This window comes from Ornithinimicrobium sediminis (assembly GCF_021272345.1).
Classification (GTDB): Bacteria; Actinomycetota; Actinomycetes; order Actinomycetales; family Dermatophilaceae; genus Ornithinicoccus; species Ornithinicoccus sediminis_B.
Window position 1 is genome coordinate 315653 of the sequence record NZ_JAJSDQ010000002.1, and the last position, 22721, is coordinate 338373.

The following is a 22721-nucleotide window of genomic DNA, read 5'->3' on the forward strand; positions in this document are numbered from 1 at the left end:
ATCCGAGTGTCGAGACCAGGTTTGGGACCGGTCAATCAGTGGCGTAGTAGTAGCGCTCCTGGTCTCCAAAGGACTCCTGGACGTACCAAGTCCCACCCTCGATCGCATCTGTCGCCACAATCATGCACACGTTGCCACTGGCAGAGGCATCCTGGAACAGGTCGTCGATGTCGCCGACGTCCTCGGGTATCACGCCACAGTCCTCGGCGTACTCCCTGCCGTCGCTGCCGACGAAGGCAAAGTCCAGGGATAGCCAGGGAGAGTCGTACTCCTCACCGTCGGCCCGACCCGTGAAGGTGAGATCGACTTGGGTGCGCACCATAGAGTTGCCGGATCCCGCTGGGTCGTTGAACTGGTTCTCTGCCATCACCGCTGCCTCCCAGTCCCGAGTCGTAGGGCCAACGGTGACCTCCCAGTTCGGCAGGGTGCTCGGCTCACCAGGGGGGTACGGATCGGCGCGGCTACCAGACTCGGTCGAGGTGCCAGCCCCAGACCCAGCATCCGTTTCCTCCTCGCCGTTCTCGGTCTCGACGTCGCCACAGCGCTCCGCGTAGAACTGCTCGATGACCTCCCGAGATGGCGTGCCGTCCATGTTGGGGTTCAGGGTCAGGGCATCTCTGGTCATGTCCAGGTACAGATCACCGTCATCGTTGACGAGGTCACATCTGACGGCACGGTCGTCGTCGTCACCTTCCAACCACATCTGCAAGAGCACCGACTCGGCCAACGAGTCGATCGAATTGCCTTCGCTTGATGCTGCTGGAGTGGGCTCTGGCGAGGTGACCGTCACGGTCGCAGTGGCTGTCACGGTGACGGTTGCACGGTCTTCGTTGGCTGACGCCGGAGTGGGCCCGCTGGCCGTGTCAGCGTCGCTTCCGCCATCGCTGCACGCACTGACGAGGAGCACTGCCAGGAGTCCGCTGACGACAGCCCTACCAGATGGTGAACGGGGGTGGCTGTCGAGCGTGACGGAGTCTTCACTCATGCCGCGCCGCCTTACACATCAGGAACCGCACTTGGACTCGAAGAAGGCACGCGACACTTCCCTATCGAACAGCGGGTCGAGTTCCTCACCCGCGTCCAGGACGTAGTCCATCCCGAACAGATCGATGCTCTCGCACCAGTCCGACCGGTCTGCCGAGGACAACTCGCTCCACGTCCGCTCCCATGCAGTCCACTCCAGCGTGTCTTCGAACTCCGAGGAGCCGCCCCCCGCATCGGTGCCCAACTCCTCGTCGCCAAACCAGCAGATGTCGTCCTCGGTCTCAGGCAGCGCATAGGGGTCGCAGAAGTCCTCGGAGGCGAAGAGTGCAGTGCAGGTGGTCCGCAGGAAGTCCGCAGCCAGTCCCGCGTCAGCGAGGCTGCCCTCCACGTCCGCCAAGAACTTGCCGACCTCGTCGTAACCCCGATCCTGTGCGTCCAGACACATGAACGTTTGCTCTTCCTCGCTGCTGTCGCTCCACACTCTTTCCATGGCCGCCTGCTGAAGGTCGTCAAGGTCAACAGGAGGCTCACTCGTGTCCGCTTCGGGCTCCGCCGTCTGGGTAACGGTGGCGGTCGGCTCAGCGGTGACAGTGACCGTCACAGGCGCTGGGTCGGGAGTGGCCGTGGCCACAGGTGCCGCAACGCCTTGTGTTCCGGTCGTGCCCGACGTCTCCGAGTCCTGGGAGCACCCAGCCAAAAGGAAGGCGAGACAGACCACCATGGTCACGGTGTGTCGCATTTAGTCCCCATCGTCCTGTTCATCGCTGGATGCCGTCTCTGTTCTGCAGTCGGGCCAAAGACTACAGCGCTGTTTCGGCCTAGGCCTTCTGTGGCGATGCACCAAGCGGTCCAGCGCTACCACTTAGTGCACCGCCACTTCAAGCGTCCTTGGTATGCCCCAGGATCCGCGACCCGCGCCGTGCGTGACTTATAGCGTCGTCCAAGGTATAGGTCCGAGCGAGGGCTACACCCACAACGCTGGGTGTGAAGGTGGGTGTGCCTCGTCCTTGTCCTCATCAGGTGACGGTGATGTTGATGATGATCTCCGCCGTTCCAGCGATGCTCACGACTACTGACGCCGACGAGGAGCCGTGGCCGTCCCCTGCCCATGCTGCACACCTGCAATAGAGGGCCTTGCAGTGGCCGTCCGGGTTGCGCTCGGGCGAGCCGTGTAGTGACGCGCGGTGCCCGCAGGTCTTGCACACGGGCAGGGGAGTCCGGTTGTACACCGTGCAGGGGCAGCCATGGCGATGACACTTCCTGAGACCCTTGTAGGGATGCTCACTTGCGTAATGGCCGCATTCGCACAGATGGTGCAGTCGTCGGGTCGGTGGAGGCTGAGTTACTTCTACCTTGACCTGCCGCGAGTTGCCGTCGCCAGCGTGATCCTTCATCGGTCGCTCCTTCCGCCAACGCGGCGACCGTCGCCCTCTGTCTTGAACTCGTCACGGGCCGGAACGCGGTGCTGCCCCACGTAACTGTCGAGGTCCTGTCGGCGCAGGCGAAGGCACCGTCCAACACGGACAGTTGCCAGACGCTCCCCTGCGATCTCGCGGCGCAGGGTGCGCTCGCTCAACGTGGTGTACTTCGCCGCCTGACGCAGGGTCATCAGCGTTGGCACGTGCTCTGGTTGATGGATCATCGTGGTCCTCGTGCTTTCCGGACCCGTCCGGATGACAGGTCCTCCACCCTTTCGCCAGGAGTGGGGTCGTCTGAGACAGGGCCTGACCGTGCCAGGGTCAACGAGGTGCCCAGAGGCACGCCTCTCACCTCACCTGTTGGCAAGCCGGTATGACTGCCGCACGCGAGCGGTGGCTCCCGTCCTGCCGCCGAGGAGGGGACCGTCAACACCGTCCCGCCAGAATGAACGCGAGGCCGACAGCAGCAGCCGGCCCCCGTTGTTGGCTAGGTATGCGGACCTCGTCGCCGGATCGAGTGACTCCTTCATCAGGTAGCCGCCTCCACTGACCGTCTGCACCCTCATCGCGGAGACATGGCTCGCTCCCAGCCCTGCCCTGGTCGCGACCTCTTGGACTTCCGATCTGGGGAGCGGCCTGCCGTGCGTGAGCGCGTGGCAGTGCAGACGACCCGACCGGTGGCGCTCGATGGTGGCGCAGTGAGCGGTGCCATAGTGTCTTCGTAGGGTCCTGAAGACTCTGGTGATGCATGGGCGCGCCTTATGAGCGGAGTCAGGCAGCAGGGTGAGCGTGACCATCTGCTCGGGCTCGGCCAGGATGATCGCAAGGCTGGTGTGGAAGACATGCGTGTGGACGCAGTGGTCGCAGGTCAGACGACGACAACGTTGGTCCTGGATGACCTCTCCGGTGCTGTGATCAAGCCAAGAAGGTCGATGCGGACACAGGCTCGGTCGTTCGCCGCATCGCCGGTGTCTGGATCCGTTTGGCAACATCAACGACTTGTCGAAAGTCCTACCTAGGTGATCAAGATGGAGAGAAGGACTAGTGGTTGCGTGTTCGGAGTTCACGCTGGCTCCCGAGGGTCGGCACGCAGGGCCTTGTGGGGCCCTGAGCGGAGCGTGAGTGCCCCGTCCAGCCTTTAGTCGGTGCTTGCCGCAAAGGGACAGGGCCGGACGCACCCGGACCCCCGTGACCCCAGCCAGCCCCGCCCAGACCGAGTTGCCGCGCGACGGGCTCACTGGTGGGGGGAAGAGGCCCCCGCGCGATGAAGGGGCAGCACCGAGGCACTCGTCCCGGTCATAGCCGACAAGAAGGGTTGACCTCGCAAGACCTTGTCCCGGCGCTCCCGCTCGGCCTGCATGCCTAGGTACTTCTCCGTGGTGGCACTACTAGAGTGGTGCAGCATGGCGCTGACGTCTCGTAGAGCCCCGTCGTACCCCACGACCTGGCTGCGCATGTCGAAGTAGGCACGAGCAACCCCCCTGCGGATCGTATGCGTCCCTTCACCCCTCGTGGGCAAGCCCGCCTTCTTCAGTGCGCCTTGAACGATGCGCTCGGTCTTGGTCACATGCCGGGTGGGTTCCCAGGATGACGGAGTGTGGCGACGTTCCTTGGTCCCGTCCTCCAGCGTGACCCAGGCATACCGGCTGGGGACACGCACGGGAAAGAGGTAGTCCGACTGCCTGAGCGGCCTGCCGATGGTGAGTGCGTACTCGTGCAACCAGCCCTCAAGTTCAGGCGACAGGTCGGCTGTGATCGGGAAGCGGTCGACCTCGTAGGTCTTAGTGATCTTCACGGTCAGCCAGCCGCCGTCCAGATCGACGTCCCCCACCGTGATCTGAGCCGCGCTGCCTGCCCGAAGGGCCGAGTTGATGATCAGAGTCAGGTACGCCCTGTCACGGGCATTGTCCGTCAGGGTGGGCAACTCGCTGAGGACGTAAGCGTCGGGGCGGAGCCGGGGACGCCTCGTGACCGGGAGCGGCCACACATCAGCCAACAGATCACTCTTGAGCCAACCCTGGCGGGTGCACCATGTGAAGAATATCGCCAGGCGTGTGCGGTAGTAGTTGTACGTCGTAGCGCCGATCGCTGGCCGGAGGCGTCTGTCCCTCGTCCGGTGCTGAGACCTCAGGCTGACGAACCACTCCTCTACACGTGCCGCTCGCAGGTGTCGGACTTGACACGGCCCGTACCAAGACGAGAAGCGACGCAGCACGTGGCCCTCGTTGCGGACCGTCGTAGCCGCGCACCGAGAGGACCGGTTGCGAAGGTACTGCTCGATCGCCGCTTCGAGCGAGATAGAAGTAACTCCCATCGCCAAAACCTTTCTGCCCGTGCATATGCGCGGGCTGTTCGTCCTGGCGGGAGATCTCAAAGTGTACTCCAAGCACTGTTGTTAGAACTTGCGAGTGGGAGTGACTGCGACACAACGGATCGGGCGGGGCAGTGCGAGTGCGGTACCGCCGAGGTGTGAGTAAGGTCACTTGTGTCGGACGAGGCTCGTCGGGGGCTCGGGGGTGTGGGGTCTCGTGCGCGCACCGGGACGGGCCACACGGGGCCCCTCCCACACCGTGGCCGGTGAGTGACACCGGCGAGGAGGCAACTGCCATGAAGCGCATTCTCGGAGCACTCGCAGCACCCTTGATGGTCCTCGGGCTGGCGGCCGCACCCGCCGCGGCGGATGACCACGAGCCCGGCGCGAACCTGGCCGCCAACGAGGCGGCGTGCCTGGCAGCAGGCGGCACCTACGACGACTCGGGTCCCGGCGGTGACCGGGTCCGGACCTGCACCGTCGGGACCGAGGGCTGGACGGACTACGGTGTGCCCGCGTCGCACCCGCAGCAGGAGTGGACGGTGGACGTCTACTACCCCGGCGAGCAGACCGTCTACCGTCTTGCGGCCGGCGAGGGCTTCTCCATGGAGACCACCGGTGGTGGAGACCCCTACGTCGTGGCGTGCTACAACCACCAGGGCAAGCCTGTCGACCTCGACACCACCCACTGCGTGCCCAGCGCGTAGTCGACCGGCCCTGACGGGCGTGGCTCCCACCGTCGACGGACAGGTGGAGCCACGCCCGCTCGTCCTGCGCCGACCAGCGTGCCTCGGTGCCGGGGCCGCGGCGGCGGACGGTAGCGTGTCGCCCATGCGGATCGGTCCCGGAACGAGAGCGGCGAGCACGTGGGGGTGATCGCCGGACTGCGCACCAGTGGAGCGATCGCCGCCGGCAAGGCCGCTCGCGTGGCGTCCCGGATGCGAGGTGGCGGCTCCGCGCTGCCCGGCCTGGTCGCCGAGCGCGTCGACCCGGCGATCCTGCAGCACACCCTGGGCTCCTTGCCGCGTGGCGTCGTCGTGGTGAGCGGCACCAACGGCAAGACCACCACCACGAAGATGGTCGTGGCGCTGCTGCGCGCGCACGGGCTGCGCGTCTTCACCAACCCGACCGGCAGCAACTTCACCCGCGGGGTGATCTCGGCGCTGCTGGGCGAGGTCGGCATCAGCGGCCGGGTGGACGCCGACGTGGCGGTCCTGGAGCTCGACGAGGCGCATGCCCTCAAGTTCGCCGAGGTCGTGGCGCCCACCCACGCCTTGCTGCTCAACGTCGCCCGCGACCAGCTGGACCGGTTCGCCGAGATCGACCACACCGCCCGGCTGCTCACCACGCTCGCGGAGCAGACCACCCAGGCCGTGGTGCTCAACGCCGACGACGCCTTCGTCTCACGGATCGCGGGACAGCTGGCTCCTGGCGTCGGCGTCCAGTGGTTCGCCGTCGACCCCGCGGTCGCCGACCGCCTGCCCGAGATCCAGGAGGCCGACGTCCGCTTCGACGACCCTGCGGACGCGCCCACCCTGGGCGACCAGGACGGGCTGCTGCTGCCGCACGACGAGCGCTCCTTCACCATCCGCTTCCCGGGGGGCGTCGACGTCGGGCCGCTCACCCTACGGCAGCGGGGGCTGGCGGCGATGATCAACGCCACGGCGGCCACGACCATGGCGCGGGTGCTGCTCGGGCCAGACTGGGACGCCGCGACGGCCTCGTCGGCCCTCGAGGCGGTGCACCCGCCCTTCGGCCGGGGTGAGGTCATCGACGTCGACGGCGCCCCGCTCGAGCTGGTCCTGGTCAAGAACCCCGCCGGGTTCACGGTGGCGCTCGGCACGTACGGCAACGAGCCCGTGGCGACGATGATCGCCATCAACGACAACTACGCCGACGGTCGTGACGTGTCGTGGCTCTACGACGTGTCGTTCGAGTCCCTGCGGGACAGGGGCGTCTCCGTGACGTCCGGTGTGCGGGCCTGGGACATGGCGCTACGGCTGCGCTACGACGCGGTGGAGGTCGACCGGGTCGAGGCGGACCTGGACACCGCGCTGGATGCCTTCCTCGGCCTGCACCGGGGCGAGCCGACCCGCATCTTCTGCACGTACACGGCCATGATGCACCTGCGTCGGCGCCTGGCGACGCGCTACGACCTGGCCCGTTTCGGAGAGGACCCGGACGCATGAGCGCAGCCCACAAGGGCGAGGTCCACCTGGTCCACCTGTACCCCCGGGAGATGAGCATCTACGGCGACCTGGGCAACACCCGGTGCCTCGCGGCGCGGCTGCGCTGGCACGGCTACGAGCCGGTCGTGCATGGCCACCACCCGGGGGAGCGGTGGCCCGCCCAGGCCCACCTGGTGCTCGGCGGAGGTGGCCAGGACTCCGGACAGGTGCGGGTCCAGGACGACCTGGACCGTCAGGCCGACCGGCTGCGCGAGCTCGCTGCGGACGGCGTGCCCATGCTGATGATCTGCGGGATGTACCAGCTGTTCGGGGAGGCCTTCATCACCGTGGAGGGACGGCGCCTGCCCGGCCTGGGTGTCCTGGACGTCACGACGACGGGCAACAGGACCCGGATGATCGGGCCGGTCGTGCTCGACACCGACTTCGGCACCGTGGTGGGCTACGAGAACCACTCCGGGTCGACGGTGCTGGGGCCTGGCCAGCAGCCCTTCGGCTCGGTGCTGCACGGCGAGGGCAACAACGGCCAGGACCGGACCGAGGGCGCCCGCACCCACAACGTGGTCGGCAGCTACCTGCACGGGCCCATCCTGCCGGCCAACCCTCGCCTGGCGGACGGCCTGCTGGAGATCGCGGCGCGGCGGGTGACGGGCGAGTTCGTGCCCGGGGAGCTCGACGACCGCATCGCCGACGAGGCTCACCAGCGTCAGGTGGTGCGGCTCACCGGTCGTCGTCGATGACCCGGGAGCGGTCGTCCTCGGCCTCCTCGACGTCGTCCAGGAGCTCGTAGGCGATCTGGCCCTGCGCCTGCCGGTCCCGCGGACCGAACCACCAGGCGCCCCAGGCCGTCAGCCCGATCGGGACCTGCAGCAGGTGGGTGTAGATGGCGTAGAGGAGGGCGGTCGCCGCCGCTGCCGACGGGTCCCCGCCGAACGCCACGAGCACACCGGCCGTGCCCACCTCCGTCACCCCGAGCCCACCGGGGGTGACCGCGACCGTGGTGAGGAACTGCCGGATGGCGTAGGCCGCGAACAGCTGCGGCAGCGCGAGGTCCAGCCCCATCGTGCGCGCCGAGACGACGTAGAGCACGAAGAAGCAGGCGAACATCCCGACGAGCCCGAAGGTCATGCCCGCCCACCCCGTGCGCACCACGATGCCGGTGCGGGCACGCTGGTCGGCCAGCAGCCGCTCGAAGTGAGCCGCCCTCGGCCACCGCCGTGCCAGGGGCCGGGTCAGGCTCCCGACGAGCCGGTGGGCGACGCCGGCGACGGTGTCGTTGAAGAGCACGGCCACGAACAGCGCGATGATGACGGTGCCGACCACCCCTGCGACGACGGCCACCGACACCAGGGCATCCGGCGCGTCCGCGGTCCACCAGACGATGACCACCGCCGCGAGCACCGGGAGCGCCAGACGCGACAGGATGTTCCAGATCGAGGTCACCACGATCGAGGTCGAGATGTTGCGCCGGCTGAAGCCCCAGGACCGGTACATCATGTAGGTGAGCGCGACCCCGACGGCCCCGCCCCCGGGCAGGATGGTGCTCACCATCGTCCCGGCGGCGTTGACGATCAGGGCCCGCAGGTTGGTCAGCCCCGGCAGCGAGGCGATCAGGGTGAACGTGTAGCAGAGCAGGCCCACCATGAGCAGGACGAACATCAGCACGGCCGGCCCGGTGCCGACGCGACGCAGCTGCGTGCCGATCTGCGGCCAGGTGGTGCCGGTCACCGCAGGGAGGGCGTAGGTGACCAGCACGATCGCGATCGCGAAGCCGACGACCGACTGCAGCAGCTCCTTCCAGCCGGGCCTTCTCACCCGTCCCCCCTCCCGATGCGACGGTGTCCGTCCCGCGGCCGGGTCGGCGCAGCAGGCGTACGGAGCACTCAGGCACCTTACCCGTCGTGGCAGGCTGTCGGGGTGAGGATCGAGGACGGGCGGACCGCGAGGTGAGCAGGGTGCGCATCCGTGCCGTCGACGGCAGTGGTGAGGTCGTCCACGAGGTCGACCTCCCGCATGGCGCCGACCCGGAGACGGTGCTCAGCGGCGCGGGCTGGCAGGGGCGCTGGACCGGGGCCCACCACGAGCACGGGCGCACCGTGATCCGGTATGCCGTACTGCCGGCTCCGCGGCCGCACCCCTTCCAGCGCGTCGCGGCATACGCAGTCGTCGTGGCCCGGCACCGTGGGACGCCCAGCCTGCTGCTGACGAGCTTCACGGGGGCACCGGAGCTCTGGGGCCTCCCGGGAGGCGGGATCGACGACGGCGAGGACCCGGGGGCGGCAGTGCTGCGGGAGGTCTGGGAGGAGACGGGGCAGTGGGTGCACCTCAGGGAGGAGCTGGCCGTCGACTCGGCCCACTGGACCGGGCGCTCGCCCGGTGGCCGGTGGGAGGACTTCCACGCGGTGCGCCTGGTCTACGTCGCCGACTGCCCGCAGCCCGGCCCCACGGTGGTGCACGACGTCGGCGGGTCGACCGACAGCGCAGACTGGGTGCCCGTGGATGTGCTCGCCTCCAGGAGGCTGCAGCCGTGGGCGGTCCCGCTGGTCCAGCGGGTCCTGGGGTGACCTACCCTGTCCGGCATGGACCTCATCTACTCCCTGGTCGTGGCACTGCACCTCTTCGGTATGGCGGCGCTGGTGGGCGGCTACCTGGTCGTGGCGGGCACCGGTGGCGACCGCTCCGGGGGGCCGGGACCGGTGATGCTGTGGGGGGCCCGCGTGCAGCTGCTCACCGGGCTGGTCATCGTCGGTCTGGGTGAGGCCGTGCTCGACTACGACTACGACCACGCGAAGGTGGGCGTCAAGCTGGCGGTGTCGCTGGTGGTCGTGGCCGTGGCCGAGATCGCCGCGGCGCGCGCTCGCAAGCGCGGGTCCGCTGCCCCCGGCCTGGTGCACGCCGCCGGGGCCCTCGCCGCCCTCAACGTGCTGGTGGCCGTCCTCTGGGGCTGAGGAGCCACCAGAGCCCGATCACGGGCAGCACGAGCGGGATGTAGAGGTAGCCCTGGCCGAACCGGGACCATACCGTGGCGTCGGGGAACGCCGCGGGGTCCAGCACGCTCCACAGCCCCACGATCAGCACCCCTGCCAGCTCGATGCTGATCGTCGTGACGCTGAGCCACCATGCGCGGTCCCCGGGCAGGGCCAGCGAGACGGTGGCCACGACGTAGACCGCCGCCGCGAACGCGGACAGCCCGTAGGCCAGGGGTGCCTCCTCCCAGCGGGTCAGGATCTGGTAGCCGGCGCGCGAGACCGAGCCGATGACGAAGACGACGTAGAGGACGAGGATGACCTTGCCCGGGCCGTGCCGGCGGTGGTCCGGGTTCACGAGAAGCCGACCCCGGCCCAGATCTGTGCGACCCGCCCGCACATCACGGCGGCGATGAACGCGGCTGCAGCCAGCACGAGGGTCCCCCAGCGGGTGTGCTCGTCCCTGGCCCATAGCAGCCCGACGGCGGGGAGGAGCACGACCGTGACGAGGTAGGCCCACAGCTCCCAGACCGGACCGACGGGCGACTGGCCCTGGAGCGAGACGACGAGGTAGCGCACGGTGTAGGCCAGCAGGACGGCCTGCAGCACCAGGGTCGCCCCGACGGTGACCCGGCCCGGCGGCCGTCCGCGGAGGGCCGCGACGCCGCAGATGCCGGCGACGACCAGCCCGAGCGCCAGCGAGATCCCGGTCCAGACGTCGAGGTAGCCGGTGCCGGCGGGCTCGTTCACGCTCGGCCGCCCAGGGTGCGCAGCGCGTCTCCGGTCAGCCGCTGGGTGGTCCACTCGTGCATCGGGACGGCGCCCAGGTAACGGTAGACCTCCAGCGCCGGCTCGTTCCAGTCCAGCACCGTCCACTCCATGCGCGGGTAGCCGCGCTCGACACAGATCTTGGCCAGGGCCGCCATCAGGGCCGCACCCAGCCCCTCCCCGCGGTGCGCGGGGGAGACGTAGAGGTCCTCCAGCCACACGCCGTTGCGGCCGGTCCAGGTGGAGAAGGTCAGGAACCACACGGCGATGCCGACCACCCGCCCCTCGACCTCGGCCACGTGAGCCCACGCCGTCGGGGAGCCGCCGTCGGGGAAGAGGCACGAGCCGTAGCTCTCGACCGTGCCGGTCACCGCCTCCGGCTCGCGCTCGTAGGCCGCGAGCTCGCGGACCAGGTCGAGGATCTGGGGCAGGTCGGCTGGTTCAGCGGCGCGGATCACGAGGTCCAGGGTATGCCGCGGCTCGCGGGCTCCTGTCGGGACCCGACCGTAGAATGGGACGGACATGAGCAGCCTCTTCGACGACGTCCCCCTGCCCGTCTCCAGCACCTCCCGGACCGAGGTGGACGACAGCGGCCTGCCTGCGTGGGCACGCGCGGGCGACTCCCCGGCGCCGGGCTTCGCCGACGTCCCCTCCCGCAGCAGGGCGGCGACCTCGACGGAGGACCTGCTCGCCGGGCTCAACCCCCCGCAGCGCGAGGCCGTGGTCCACGCAGGCAGCCCGCTGCTGATCGTCGCCGGGGCGGGGTCGGGCAAGACGCGGGTGCTCACCCACCGCATCGCCCACCTGCTGGGGGAGCGTGGCGCCCAGCCCGGGCAGATCCTGGCCATCACCTTCACCAACAAGGCGGCCGCCGAGATGCGAGAGCGGGTGGAGGCCCTGGTGGGCCCCCGGGCGCGCGCCATGTGGGTCTCGACCTTCCACTCCGCATGCGTGCGCATCCTCCGCAAGGAGGCCGCCACCGTCGGCCTGCGGTCCTCGTTCTCCATCTACGACGCGGCGGACAGCCAGCGGCTCATGTCGATGGTGATCCGTGACCTGGACCTCGACCCCAAGCGCTACCCCGCACGCGCGTTCACGGCCAAGGTGTCGGCCGCCAAGAACGAGCTGCTGGACCCCGAGGACTTCGCTGCCCAGGTGGGCAGCAACCACTACGAGCGCACCGTGGCCGACGCCTACCGGCTCTACCAGCAGCGGCTGAGGCAGGCCAACGCCCTCGACTTCGACGACATCATCATGATGACGGTGACCATGCTGCAGGCCTTCCCCCTCGTGCGGGAGCACTACCGCCGACGCTTCCGCCACGTGCTGGTCGACGAGTACCAGGACACCAACCACGCGCAGTACGTCCTGATCAAGGAGCTCGTCGGGCACGAGGGCGACGACACCGGGACGGCCCCGGCAGAGCTCGCCGTGGTCGGCGACGCCGACCAGTCCATCTACGCCTTCCGTGGTGCGACGATCCGCAACATCATCGAGTTCGAGCAGGACTACCCGCAGGCGCGCACGATCCTGCTGGAGCAGAACTACCGCTCCACGTCCACCATCCTGCGGGCGGCCAACGCGGTCATCGCACGCAACACCACCCGCCGGGACAAGAGGCTGTGGACCGAGGAGGGTGACGGGGACGCGATCGTCGGCTACGTGGCCGACGACGAGCGGGACGAGGCCTCCTTCGTCGCGGGCCGCATCGACGCGCTCGGCGACGCGCACGGCGTCCGACCGGGGGACGTGGCGGTCTTCTACCGGACCAACGCCCAGTCCCGCGCACTGGAGGAGGTCCTCGTGCGCACCGGACTTCCCTACAAGGTGGTCGGGGGGACGCGGTTCTACGAGCGGCGAGAGATCAAGGACGCGCTGGCCTACCTGAGGGTGGTCGCGAACCCCACCGACGACGTCAACCTGCGACGGGTCCTGAACGTCCCCAAGCGGGGGATCGGGGACCGCGCCGAAGGCAGCATCGCCTCGCTCGCCGAGCGCGAACGGATCCCCTTCGTCGCGGCCCTGGGACGTCCCGAGGACGCTCCGGGCATCGTGTCCCGGTCGGTCACGGCGATCCGGGGCTTCACCGCGCTGCTCGAGGGCCTCCAGGAGCTGGCAGCCGACCCGGGCACCGGGGTCGCCGACCTGGTGGAGGCCGTGCTGCACCGCTCGGGCTACCTGGACCAGCTGCGGGCCAGCACCGACCCCCAGGACGAGTCCCGCGTCGAGAACCTCGCCGAGCTCGTCGCCGTCGCCAAGGAGTTCGACGACTCCTACCCCGACGGCACCCTCGTGGAGTTCCTCGAGCAGGTGTCCCTCGTCGCCGACGCCGACGAGATCCCCGACGGCGAGCCCGGTGCCGGCGCCGGTGTGGTGACGCTGATGACCCTGCACACGGCCAAGGGGCTGGAGTTCCCCGTCGTCTTCCTGACCGGGCTCGAGGACGGCACCTTCCCGCACGTCCGGTCCCTCAACGAGCCGTCGGAGCTGGAGGAGGAGCGGCGTCTGGCCTACGTCGGGATCACCCGGGCGCGGCAGCGGCTGTTCCTGAGCCGGGCGGGCAGCCGGGCCGCCTTCGGCTCGCCGCAGTGGAACCCTGCGTCGAGGTTCCTGGACGAGATCCCCCACGAGCTGGTCACGTGGGAGCGCTCGGACGCCGACCGTGCGAGCGTGCGGGGCAGGCCGAGTGCCTCGAGCAGCCCCGGCGTGGTCCGTCTGGACCCGCGGGGCTCGCGGCCCCGGGGTCCTCGTCCCGAGGCGCTGGTGTCCGTGGCATCCGGTGACCGGGTCACACACGACAGCTTCGGGCTGGGCACCGTGGTGCGGGTGGAAGGAGCGGGCGACAACACCATGGCGCATGTCGACTTCGGCAGCACGGGCGTCAAGCGGCTGCTGCTGCGCTACGCGCCGCTGGAGAAGCTCTGATCAGAGCAGGCCGCGCTCGACGAGCCACGGTCGTGGGTCGACAGGCTCCCCGTCCTGCCACACCTCGAGGTGCAGGTGGGCCCCGGTGCTCAGTCCCGAGCTGCCCACCCGGCCCACGATGTCACCGGCGTCGACCCGCTGACCGCGCTCGACGAGGACGCGGGAGAGGTGGCCGTAGGACACCACGGTCCCGTCGGTGAGGGTGAGCCGGACGTGGTAGCCGAGCCCGCTGTTGTAGCCGGCCGTCGTGACCACGGCGTCGGCGACGGCGTGCAAGGGGTGGCCCGTCTGAGCGCCGAAGTCGATCCCCTGGTGCATGCGACCCCAGCGTGGGCCGTAGTCGGAGGTCACCGAGGCGTCGGTGATCGGAGGGTGGAACGACTCCCGCCACCGCGCCCCGTCGAGCGTCTCGCTCGTCGCGGCTGCTGTCGACGCGGTGGTGGCGGCCACGGCCGCGTGCGCGCGGACGCCGGCGTGCAGCTCGGAGCGGGCCGCGGTGACGTCGGCGGCGACAGCGGCGACGACGGCCAGCGCGGGGCGGGCCTGGGAGCGCGACGCACCCTGGGCGCGGGGGTCCGGTGCCGCGACGGCAACCCGGGCGGGCTGCCCGCCACTGCCGGAGGAGACCACCTGGGCGGACGGCAGGGCCGCCTCCGCGGAGCCGGCGGCCAGGCCGGTCTGCTGCGAGGCGACCACCGTGCCGGTGCCGAGGACGAGCGCGGCCGTGGCGAGGGTGGGCGCCACCCGGCCGAGGAGATGCTGCCGGCGTCGCCGCCTCAGGTGCTCCCGACGGCGGCGCCGGGGCGAGGTGCGGTGCTCCGGGACGTGACCGGGCCTCTGCTGGACGAGCGCGCGGTACTCCCGCCGGGTGAGGTCGTCCTTGGCCAGGGCGTCGTCCGGGGTCACGGCGACGCAGCGGTGACGTCCGGTTCGACGCGAGGACACAGGGGGACTCCAGGGTCGGGTCAGCACGGGCATCCGTCGACCACGGCAGGGTGCGGTCGTCGGGCCACCGAGGCTAGCGCAACCGCGCGTCTCACCCAAGGCCCGGACCGAGCATGTGGACGGCCCCGGCGGGCCGGGTGAGCCGCCGGTGCGAGCGGTCGCGGCTCGTCGTGAGTGCGCTAACCTGCGCTGCATGACCAACTCACCGTTGCGCGTGGTCGTCGCCAAGCCCGGTCTCGACGGGCACGACCGGGGCGCCAAGGTGGTGGCCCGGGCTCTGCGTGACGCGGGGGTCGAGGTCATCTACACCGGGCTGCACCAGACCCCCGAGCAGATCGTCGAGGCCGCCATCCAGGAGGACGCCGACGCGGTCGGCCTGTCCGTCCTCTCCGGCGCCCACATGACCCTCTTCCGCAAGGTCATCGACCTGCTCGCCGCACGGGACGCCTCCGACATCGTCGTCTTCGGCGGCGGGATCATCCCGGAGGCCGACATCCCGCTCCTGCAGGAGATGGGGGTCGCCCAGATCTTCACGCCCGGGGCGACGACCGGGGAGATCACGGGGTGGGTGCACGAGCACCTGGCCCGGGCCCGCGCGTGATCCGGTCCGCAGCGCCCTGTGCGCTCGGGACCACCTCCACCGACATAACGATGGGAAGCTGACACGTGGATCTGTTCGAGTACCAAGCACGCGACATGTTCGAGGCGCACGGTGTGCCCGTCCTGCCGGCTGAGGTCGTCACCGACCCGGCCGAGGCAGCGGCGGTCGCCGAGCGGGTCGGGGCCGCCAGCGGCGGCGTGGTCGTCGTCAAGGCACAGGTCAAGACCGGCGGGCGGGGCAAGGCCGGCGGCGTCAAGCTGGCCCGCTCCCCGCAGGAGGCCACCGAGGCCGCAGAGCAGATCCTGGGCATGGACATCAAGGGCCACACCGTGGGCACCGTGATGATCGCCCAGGGGGCCCGGATCGCGGAGGAGTACTACGTCTCGCTGCTGCTGGACCGGGCCAACCGCACCCTGCTGGCGATGTGCAGCAAGGAGGGTGGCGTGGAGATCGAGCAGCTCGCGGTCGAGCGGCCCGAGGCGCTGGCCCGGGTGCCGGTCGACCCGCTGGTCGGCATCGACGCCGCGACAGCAGCCGAGATCGTGCAGCAGGCGGGCTTCACCACCGACCAGGACGCCATCGCCGACGTCCTGCAGCAGCTCTGGAAGGTCTACGAGGCCGAGGACGCGACGCTCGTCGAGGTCAACCCGCTGGTCAAGACCGAGGACGGCGCGATCCTGGCGCTGGACGGCAAGGTCAGCCTGGACGACAACGCCGACTTCCGCCACCCGGACCGCGCCGAGCTCGTGGACGCCGCGTCGGCGGACCCGCTCGAGGCGAAGGCCAAGGAGAAGGGGCTCAACTACGTCAAGCTCGACGGCAACGTCGGCATCATCGGCAACGGCGCGGGGCTGGTCATGTCCACCCTCGACGTCGTGGCCTACGCCGGCGAGGACCTCGGCGAGGTCGACGGGGTGCTGGCGCGCCCGGCCAACTTCCTCGACATCGGCGGAGGTGCCTCGGCGGAGGTGATGGCCGACGGCCTCGACGTCATCCTGGGTGACGAGCAGGTGCGGTCGGTGTTCGTCAACGTCTTCGGTGGCATCACCTCCTGCGACGCGGTGGCCAACGGCATCGTCCAGGCTCTGGAGATGCTGGGCGACAAGGAGACCAAGCCGCTGGTCGTCCGTCTCGACGGCAACAACGTCGAGGAGGGGCGACGCATCCTGACCGAGGCCGGTCACCCGCTGGTGACCCTGGCCGACACGATGGACGGTGCGGCGCGCAAGGCCGCCGAGCTCGCCGTCACCACGAACAGCTGAGGACGAAGGACTACACACATGGCGATCTTTCTCGACTCCGACTCCAAGGTCATCGTCCAGGGCATGACCGGCTCCGAGGGGCGCAAGCACACCCAGCGCATGCTGCGCTCCGGCACCAGCATCGTGGGCGGTGTGACCCCCGGCAAGGGCGGCCAGACCGTCGACTTCGAGGACGGCGTGCAGGTGCCTGTCTTCGGCTCCGTGGCCGAGGCCGTGGAGGCCACCGGTGCCGACGTGACGGTGATCTTCGTCCCGGCCAAGTTCACGAAGGGTGCCGTCGTGGAGGCCGTGGACGCGGGCATCCCGCTCGCGGTGGTCATCACCGAGGGGGTGCCGGTCAAGGACACCGCGGAGCTCTACACCTACGCAGCACAGGCGGGCACCACCCGCCTGGTCGGCCCCAACTGTCCGGGCCTCATCAGCCCCGGACAGTCCAACGCCGGCATCATCCCGGCCGACATCACCAAGGCGGGGCCGATCGGTCTGGTGTCCAAGTCGGGCACGCTCACCTACCAGATGATGTTCGAGCTGCGCGACGTCGGGTTCACCAGCTGCGTCGGCATCGGGGGAGACCCGGTCATCGGCACCACGCACATCGACTGTCTGAAGGCGTTCGAGGAGGACCCGGACACCCTGGCCATCGTGATGATCGGTGAGATCGGCGGGGACGCCGAGGAGCGTGCCGCCGACTACATCCGCGAGCACGTGACCAAGCCGGTCGTCGGCTACGTCGCAGGGTTCACCGCACCCGAGGGGAAGACGATGGGCCACGCGGGTGCCATCGTCTCGGGGTCCTCCGGCACGGCAGAGGCCAAGAAGGAGGCGCTCGAGGCCGCCGGCGTGCGGGTCGGCAAGACGCCGTCGCAGACCGCGGAGCTGCTCCACGAGATCGTGCGGGGGCTGCAGGGCTGAGCCCGGGCCGGCTCCGCCGGCACCCACGACCCGCAGGGCCGGACGGAAATTTTGTTTGGCCCTCGGTGCGCCTCCCCGCCACCTTCGGCAGGGAAGGTGACCATGGTCCCGTCATGACTGTCCAGGAACGCATCGCCGCCGTCCGCGACCGGACCAGCCCCGGCGCGCCGAGACCCTCGCTGGCCGCACGGGCCCGTGCCGTCGCGCTGGCGCTGGCCGCCGGTGCGATGGCCGGCCTCGTCGGGTGGCTGCTCGTCGCCGTGCCGGTGCTGCTCGCCTGGCTGGCCGACCCGATGAGCACGGTCCCGATGTGGCCGGCGATGGGGATCGCCGGGGATGTCTGGGCTCTGGCCCACCACGGTGTGGTCACCACTCCTGAGGTCTCCGTGCGGCTGGCCCCGCTGGTGCTGACCGGAGCCGCGGTGCTGCTCACCAGGTATGCCGTGCGCCAGGTGCTCGCCGACCCGCCCTCCGCCTCGGGACCGACGCGCATCGGCGGGCTCGCCGGTGCGTGGCAGGCGCTGCGCGCCACCGAGCTCGTCATCTTCGTGCTCGGCTACGTCGGGTTCGGCGTGGTCCTGGCCCTCCTCACCGGGCTGGGGCAGGCGCCCGTCCCGGTCGTCCCCCTGCTTCCCGGGCTGGTGCTGGTGGCCACGACAGGCATCGTCCTGGCCCTGGTGCGTGAGCACCGTCGTCAGGAGCACCCCACCGTCGACCGCGCCCTGCGCTGGGTCGCCGCGCGCATCCCTGTGCTGGTCCGTCGAGGGCTGGCGCCCGCGGGCGAGGCCCTGGCCGGGCTCATGGTGGCCTCGCTGCTCGTGGTCGTCGTGCTGCTCGTGGTGCGGGTCGACCGGGTGCTGACGCTCACGACGGCGCTGGACGCCGGTGGTGTGGGCGTGGCCGTCATGACCCTGGGGCAGCTGCTGCTGCTGCCCAACGTGATGCTGTGGGCTCTGGCCTGGCTGGTCGGCTCCGGGGTGAGCGTCGGCACGGTGCATGTCAGCTGGGCCGGTGTCACCGGAGGGGACCTCCCGCTGATCCCTGTCCTGGCGACGCTGCCCGAGCCGGGTCCGATGCCGGCAGCCATGTGGGCCTTCGGCGCGGTCCCGGTCCTGGCGGGCGTGTGGCTGGGGTTCCGTGGTGCCCGGTCGGCACCACGCCTGGCCTCGTGGTGGACAAAGGCCCAGGTGGCCCTCGCGGCCTCGGCGTGGGTCGCCGTCGCCGTGCTCGTGCTGAGCTGGCTGTCCAGCGGTGGGCTGACCCCTGGTCTGCTCGGCACCGTGGGGGTCGACCCGGTGGGCGTGACGGCGGCACTCCTGGGCCAGCTGCTCGTCGGAGCCGTGGTGGCCGTCACCGTCCTTCATCTCGCCCGGCGTCGCCTCTGAGCACGGGGGGATAGGCTCACCCCGTGAGTGCAGCCCGGCCGGTCGTCGTCCTCGTCTCCGGCAGCGGCACCACCCTCCAGGCGCTCGTCGACGCCGCAGCCGACCCGTCCTACGGTGTGCGGATCGCCGCCGTCGGAGCCGACCGGCCGGCGGTCACCGGCCTCGCGCGCGCCGAGCGAGCCGGCATCCCCACCTTCGTCTGCCGTGTCGGGGACCACCCCGACCGACGCGCCTGGGACAGGGCCATGGCGGGCCTGCTCGTCGAGCACCTGCCCGACGTCGACCCGCGATGGGTGGTGAGCGCCGGCTTCATGAAGGTCCTCGGGCCGGCCGTGCTCGGCTGCAGCACCGTCCTCAACACCCACCCCGCGCTGCTGCCGGCCTTCCCCGGCGCCCACGCCGTGCGCGACGCGCTGGCGCACGGTGTGGCTGTCACCGGCTGCACGGTCCACCTGGTCGACGCCGGCGTCGACACCGGCCCGATCGTGGCACAGCGGGCGGTGCCGGTGCGCGCCGGTGACACCGAGGAGTCCCTGCACGAACGCATCAAGGTCGTCGAGCGTGACCTCCTGGTGCGCACGGTCGGTCGCATCGTCACCCACGGCTACACCCTCACCGACAGAAAGGTCACGCTCCTGTGAACTCCACCGACCAGCGCCGTCCGGTGCGCCGGGCCCTGATCTCGGTCTACGACAAGTCCGGTCTCGAGGAGCTCGCCGGTGGCCTGCACGAGGCCGGGGTCGCCCTGGTCTCGACGGGCTCCACCGCCGCACGCATCGAGGACGCCGGGGTGCCCGTCACCCGGGTCGAGGAGCTCACCGGCTTCCCCGAGTGCCTCGACGGGAGGGTCAAGACCCTGCACCCTCGTGTGCACGCAGGCCTGCTCGCGGACATGGGTGACCCCGAGCACGTCACCCAGCTGCGCGACCTCGAGATCGAGCCGTTCGACCTCGTGGTCGTCAACCTCTACCCGTTCGCCCGGACCGTCGCCGCGGGGGCCGACCCGCAGGCCTGTGTGGAGCAGATCGACATCGGCGGCCCGTCCATGGTGCGGGCCGCGGCGAAGAACCACCGCAGCGTCGCCGTGGTCGTCGACGCGACGGCATACGGCACCGTCGTGGACACCGTCCGGGCGGGCGGTTTCACGCTCGCCGCGCGACAGCAGCTGGCCGCGCAGGCCTTCGTCCACACGGCCACCTACGACGTGCAGGTGGCCTCCTGGATGGGCAACGTCGTCTCCGACACCTCCGACGGCACCGGCTTCCCGCGCTGGGTCGGCGCGACCTGGGAGCGCGTCGGGGTGCTCCGCTACGGGGAGAACCCGCACCAGCCGGCCGCCCTCTACGCCGACGGACACCCCGACGGCCCCGGGCTGGCGCAGGCCGAGCAGCTGCAGGGCAAGGAGATGTCCTACAACAACTGGGTCGACGCCGACGCTGCCCGCCGGGCCGCCCACGACCAGGGGGAGCAGCCGACCGTCGCCGTCATCAAGCACGCCAACCCCTGCGGCATCGCGGTCGGGTCGGACATCGCCGAGGCCCATCGCAAGGCACATGCCTGCGACCCGGTCTCGGCCTACGGCGGCATCGTCGCCACCAACCGCCCCGTGTCCGGCCGGATGGCCGAACAGCTCGCCGAGATCTTCACCGAGGTCGTGGTGGCCCCTGGCTTCGAGGCCGACGCCCTGGCCGTGCTGCAGCGCAAGAAGAACCTGCGGCTGATCCGCGCCGCGTCCCCGGCCCGCGGCGGGGTGGAGATCCGGCCGGTGTCGGGGGGCCTGCTCATGCAGCACCGCGACGCCATCGACGCGGAGGTCGAGGGGGGAGGGGACGCGCCGCAGCGCTGGCGCCTGGTCGCCGGCCATGCGGCCGACGAGGCCACCATGGCCGACCTGTCGTTCGCGTGGCGGGCGGTGCGGGCGGTGAAGTCCAACGCGGTCCTGCTGGCCGACTCCGGCGCCAGCGTGGGCATCGGCATGGGTCAGGTCAACCGGGTGGACAGCTGCCATCTGGCGGTGAACCGTGCCGGTGCGAGGGCTCGAGGCTCCGTGGCGGCCTCCGACGCGTTCTTCCCGTTCGCGGACGGGCTCCAGGTGCTGCTCGACGCGGGTGTCCGTGCGGTGGTCGCTCCTGGCGGCTCGATCCGGGACGAGGAGGTCGTCGCGGCTGCCGAGCGCGCCGGCGTGAGCCTCTACTTCACCGGCACCCGCCACTTTGCCCACTGAGCCGCGGCTGGCTGAGCCGCGGCTCGCAGGACCCCTGGCGCTGCTGGCGGCGTTCGGCTGCGGTGCGCTCATCGCCGTCCAGTCGCGCATGAACGGTCGGCTGTCCGAGTCGGTGGGCAGCTTCCCGGCGGCGTGGGTGAGCTTCGGCTCCGGTCTGCTGGTGCTGTCGCTGCTGCTCGTGCTGCCGAGACAGCGTGCCCGTGTCGCGCGGGTGGGCTCGGCCCTGCGCGACGGCCGGCTGGCCCCGTGGCAGGTCCTCGGCGGAGTGGGTGGCGGTCTGCTGGTCGGCACGCAGACGTATGCCGTGCCGATCGTCGGCGTGGCCGCGTTCCTCATCGCCACGATCGGCGGGCAGACCGTCAGCGCCCTGCTGGTCGACCGGTTCGGGCTGGGGCCGGCAGCAGCCCAGGCGCTGTCGCCTGCCCGGGTGGTGGCGGCGGCACTGGCCGTGGTGGGGGTGGCCGTGGCGGCCACGTCGGCCGACGACGGCTCGGCGGTGGTGCTGCTGCCGGTGCTGCTCGCCTTCCTCGTCGGGATGGCGGTCGCCGTGCAGCAGGCCTTCAACGGGCGCGTGACGACGGTGACCCGCGACGCGACCGCGACCGCCTGGGTCAACTTCGTCGCGGGCACGAGCACCCTGCTGCTCATCGGGGCCGTCCCGGTGTGGCGGGCGGGGCTGCCGACCGACTGGTCCGCACCGGGCTGGGCGTGGTGGGGCGGGATGTGCGGCGTCGTCTTCATCGCCCTCGCCGCGTGGGCCGTCCAGCACACCGGGGTGCTGCTGTTCGGGCTGGTCACCGTCACCAGCCAGCTGGCGACCGCGCTGGTGCTCGACCTCGCGAACCCGGCCACCCGGGACCAGGTCGGCCTCCAGATGCTCGTCGGGGTGGGGATCACCGTGGTGGCTGCGGCGGGGGCCGGACTGGCCTCCCGCCGGGCACGCCTGCGGTCGTTACAGTGGGCGCCATGACCGCGCGCACGCTCGACGGCAGGGCCGTCCTGGCCACCCTGAAGGACGAGCTCCGGGAGCGTGTGGCTGCGCTCGCGGCTCGAGGCGTCACCCCGGGCCTCGGCACCGTGCTGGTGGGCGAGGACCCGGCGAGCACGTGGTATGTCGGGGCGAAGCACCGTGACTGCGCCGAGATCGGCATCTCCTCGATCCGGCGTGACCTACCCGCCGGTGCCTCGCAGGCCGACGTGGAGGCCGTCGTCGACGAGCTGAACGCCGACCCGGCCTGCACGGCCTTCCTCGTGCAGCAGCCCACCGGCCTCGACGAGTTCGCCATCCTCTCCCGGGTCGACCCGGTCAAGGACGTCGACGGTCTGCACCCGGTCAACCTCGGCTCGCTCGTCCTCGGGGAGCCGGCACCGCTCCCGTGCACGCCCGTCGCCGTGGTCGAGCTGCTGCGGCGGCACGGGGTGGCCCTCGACGGGGCCGAGGTCGTCGTGGTCGGCCGGGGCACCACGGTGGGACGCCCGCTCGGTCTGATCCTCACCCGGCGCTCGGAGAACGCGACCGTCACCCTGTGCCACACCGGCACCCGGGACCTGTCCGCCCACACGCGGCGCGCAGACATCGTCGTGTCGGCGGCCGGAGTGCCCGACCTCGTCACGGCCGACATGGTCAAGCCCGGTGCGGCCGTCCTCGACGTGGGCGTCGCCCGCCGTGACGGCAAGATCGCCGGTGACGTCGCCACCGGCGTGCGGGAGGTCGCCGGATGGCTCTCGCCCAACCCTGGTGGGGTGGGGCCGATGACCCGCGGGATGCTGCTGAGCAACGTCGTGGCGGCAGCGGAGCGCGCCGCCGACGAGGCCGGCGCGTGAGCCCCCGTCG

24 protein-coding genes are annotated in these 22721 nt (G+C 70.7%); 14 read left to right on the plus strand and 10 right to left on the minus strand.

Annotated features, from left to right (window positions below):
* Positions 1-31: 31 nt before the first annotated feature.
* From LVO85_RS05900 to LVO85_RS05915, 5 genes are all read right to left on the minus strand, one after another.
* On the minus strand, positions 32-985 hold the full coding sequence (locus LVO85_RS05900) for a hypothetical protein (RefSeq protein ID WP_232746481.1): 954 nt from the start codon (positions 983-985) through the stop codon (positions 32-34).
* Positions 986-1003: 18 nt separating this feature from the next.
* A complete protein-coding gene (locus tag LVO85_RS05905) occupies positions 1004-1585 on the minus strand; it encodes a hypothetical protein (protein ID WP_232746482.1) in 582 nt (193 codons plus the stop codon).
* Between the two features lie 415 nt (positions 1586-2000).
* On the minus strand, positions 2001-2378 hold the full coding sequence (locus LVO85_RS05910) for a hypothetical protein (RefSeq protein ID WP_232746483.1): 378 nt from the start codon (positions 2376-2378) through the stop codon (positions 2001-2003).
* Entirely contained in the window at positions 2375-2626 is a 252-nt protein-coding gene (locus LVO85_RS17175) for a helix-turn-helix domain-containing protein (protein WP_408637671.1), read from the minus strand. Before LVO85_RS17175 ends, LVO85_RS05910 begins: the two co-directional genes overlap by 4 nt.
* Before the next feature lie 1010 nt (positions 2627-3636).
* Positions 3637-4326: a tyrosine-type recombinase/integrase gene (locus LVO85_RS05915; RefSeq protein ID WP_232746484.1), complete on the minus strand. Its 690-nt coding sequence runs from the start codon at positions 4324-4326 to the stop codon at positions 3637-3639.
* A gap of 683 nt (positions 4327-5009) precedes the next feature.
* Between LVO85_RS05915 and LVO85_RS05920 the strand changes: the two genes are divergently transcribed.
* From LVO85_RS05920 to LVO85_RS05930, 3 genes are all read left to right on the plus strand, one after another.
* On the plus strand, positions 5010-5420 hold the full coding sequence (locus LVO85_RS05920; RefSeq protein ID WP_232746485.1) for a hypothetical protein: 411 nt from the start codon (positions 5010-5012) through the stop codon (positions 5418-5420).
* Positions 5421-5651: 231 nt separating this feature from the next.
* A complete protein-coding gene (locus LVO85_RS05925; protein WP_232746846.1) occupies positions 5652-6902 on the plus strand; it encodes a MurT ligase domain-containing protein in 1251 nt (416 codons plus the stop codon).
* On the plus strand, positions 6899-7639 hold the full coding sequence (locus LVO85_RS05930) for a type 1 glutamine amidotransferase (protein ID WP_232746486.1): 741 nt from the start codon (positions 6899-6901) through the stop codon (positions 7637-7639). Before LVO85_RS05925 ends, LVO85_RS05930 begins: the two co-directional genes overlap by 4 nt.
* Here the strand turns inward: LVO85_RS05930 and LVO85_RS05935 are convergent.
* The gene (locus LVO85_RS05935; RefSeq protein WP_232746487.1) at positions 7620-8714 is read right to left on the minus strand and encodes a lysylphosphatidylglycerol synthase transmembrane domain-containing protein; all 1095 of its coding nucleotides are present in this window, start codon (positions 8712-8714) and stop codon (positions 7620-7622) included. The genes LVO85_RS05930 and LVO85_RS05935 overlap by 20 nt on opposite strands.
* A 140-nt stretch (positions 8715-8854) precedes the next feature.
* On the opposite strand from LVO85_RS05935, the gene LVO85_RS05940 reads away from it, so the two are divergent.
* Positions 8855-9463: an NUDIX hydrolase gene (locus LVO85_RS05940; RefSeq protein ID WP_232746488.1), complete on the plus strand. Its 609-nt coding sequence runs from the start codon at positions 8855-8857 to the stop codon at positions 9461-9463.
* Between the two features lie 15 nt (positions 9464-9478).
* Complete coding sequence (locus tag LVO85_RS05945; protein ID WP_232746489.1) at positions 9479-9847, plus strand: hypothetical protein; 369 nt, start codon at positions 9479-9481, stop codon at positions 9845-9847.
* Here LVO85_RS05945 and LVO85_RS05950 read toward each other — a convergent pair.
* The 3 genes from LVO85_RS05950 to LVO85_RS05960 are packed head-to-tail and all read right to left on the minus strand — an operon-like array spanning position 9816 to position 11157.
* On the minus strand, positions 9816-10223 hold the full coding sequence (locus tag LVO85_RS05950) for a hypothetical protein (RefSeq protein ID WP_232746490.1): 408 nt from the start codon (positions 10221-10223) through the stop codon (positions 9816-9818). The genes LVO85_RS05945 and LVO85_RS05950 overlap by 32 nt on opposite strands.
* Positions 10220-10615 carry a hypothetical protein gene (locus LVO85_RS05955; RefSeq protein WP_232746491.1) on the minus strand — a complete coding sequence of 132 codons (396 nt, stop codon included), beginning with the start codon at positions 10613-10615 and terminating at the stop codon, positions 10220-10222. The genes LVO85_RS05950 and LVO85_RS05955 overlap by 4 nt, the downstream gene beginning before the upstream one ends.
* Entirely contained in the window at positions 10612-11157 is a 546-nt protein-coding gene (locus LVO85_RS05960; RefSeq protein WP_232746492.1) for a GNAT family N-acetyltransferase, read from the minus strand. The genes LVO85_RS05955 and LVO85_RS05960 overlap by 4 nt, the downstream gene beginning before the upstream one ends.
* On the opposite strand from LVO85_RS05960, the gene pcrA reads away from it, so the two are divergent.
* Complete coding sequence (pcrA, locus tag LVO85_RS05965; RefSeq protein ID WP_232746493.1) at positions 11156-13558, plus strand: DNA helicase PcrA; 2403 nt, start codon at positions 11156-11158, stop codon at positions 13556-13558. The two genes, LVO85_RS05960 and pcrA, sit on opposite strands and share 2 nt — an antisense overlap.
* Here the strand turns inward: pcrA and LVO85_RS16965 are convergent, their stop codons facing one another.
* Positions 13559-14464: a M23 family metallopeptidase gene (locus tag LVO85_RS16965; protein WP_232746494.1), complete on the minus strand. Its 906-nt coding sequence runs from the start codon at positions 14462-14464 to the stop codon at positions 13559-13561. It lies immediately after the preceding gene.
* A gap of 232 nt (positions 14465-14696) precedes the next feature.
* On the opposite strand from LVO85_RS16965, the gene LVO85_RS05975 reads away from it, so the two are divergent.
* From LVO85_RS05975 to LVO85_RS06010, 8 genes are all read left to right on the plus strand, one after another.
* Positions 14697-15104 carry a cobalamin B12-binding domain-containing protein gene (locus tag LVO85_RS05975; RefSeq protein ID WP_232746495.1) on the plus strand — a complete coding sequence of 136 codons (408 nt, stop codon included), beginning with the start codon at positions 14697-14699 and terminating at the stop codon, positions 15102-15104.
* A gap of 65 nt (positions 15105-15169) precedes the next feature.
* Entirely contained in the window at positions 15170-16366 is a 1197-nt protein-coding gene (sucC, locus tag LVO85_RS05980; RefSeq protein WP_232746496.1) for an ADP-forming succinate--CoA ligase subunit beta, read from the plus strand.
* Between the two features lie 18 nt (positions 16367-16384).
* Positions 16385-17278, plus strand: a complete 894-nt coding sequence (sucD, locus tag LVO85_RS05985) for a succinate--CoA ligase subunit alpha (protein ID WP_232746497.1) — start codon at positions 16385-16387, stop codon at positions 17276-17278.
* 113 nt (positions 17279-17391) lie between these two features.
* Positions 17392-18663 carry a cell division protein PerM gene (locus LVO85_RS05990; RefSeq protein WP_232746498.1) on the plus strand — a complete coding sequence of 424 codons (1272 nt, stop codon included), beginning with the start codon at positions 17392-17394 and terminating at the stop codon, positions 18661-18663.
* A 23-nt stretch (positions 18664-18686) separates the two neighbouring features.
* Positions 18687-19304 (plus strand): phosphoribosylglycinamide formyltransferase, encoded by a 618-nt coding sequence (purN, locus tag LVO85_RS05995; RefSeq protein ID WP_232746499.1) that lies wholly within the window; start codon positions 18687-18689, stop codon positions 19302-19304.
* A complete protein-coding gene (gene purH / locus LVO85_RS06000) occupies positions 19301-20887 on the plus strand; it encodes a bifunctional phosphoribosylaminoimidazolecarboxamide formyltransferase/IMP cyclohydrolase (protein WP_232746500.1) in 1587 nt (528 codons plus the stop codon). Before purN ends, purH begins: the two co-directional genes overlap by 4 nt.
* A complete protein-coding gene (locus tag LVO85_RS06005) occupies positions 20877-21857 on the plus strand; it encodes a DMT family transporter (protein ID WP_232746501.1) in 981 nt (326 codons plus the stop codon). Before purH ends, LVO85_RS06005 begins: the two co-directional genes overlap by 11 nt.
* Positions 21854-22711, plus strand: coding sequence for a bifunctional methylenetetrahydrofolate dehydrogenase/methenyltetrahydrofolate cyclohydrolase (locus tag LVO85_RS06010; protein WP_232746502.1), 858 nt, complete (start codon positions 21854-21856; stop codon positions 22709-22711). The genes LVO85_RS06005 and LVO85_RS06010 overlap by 4 nt, the downstream gene beginning before the upstream one ends.
* The last annotated feature ends 10 nt before the right edge of the window (positions 22712-22721 follow it).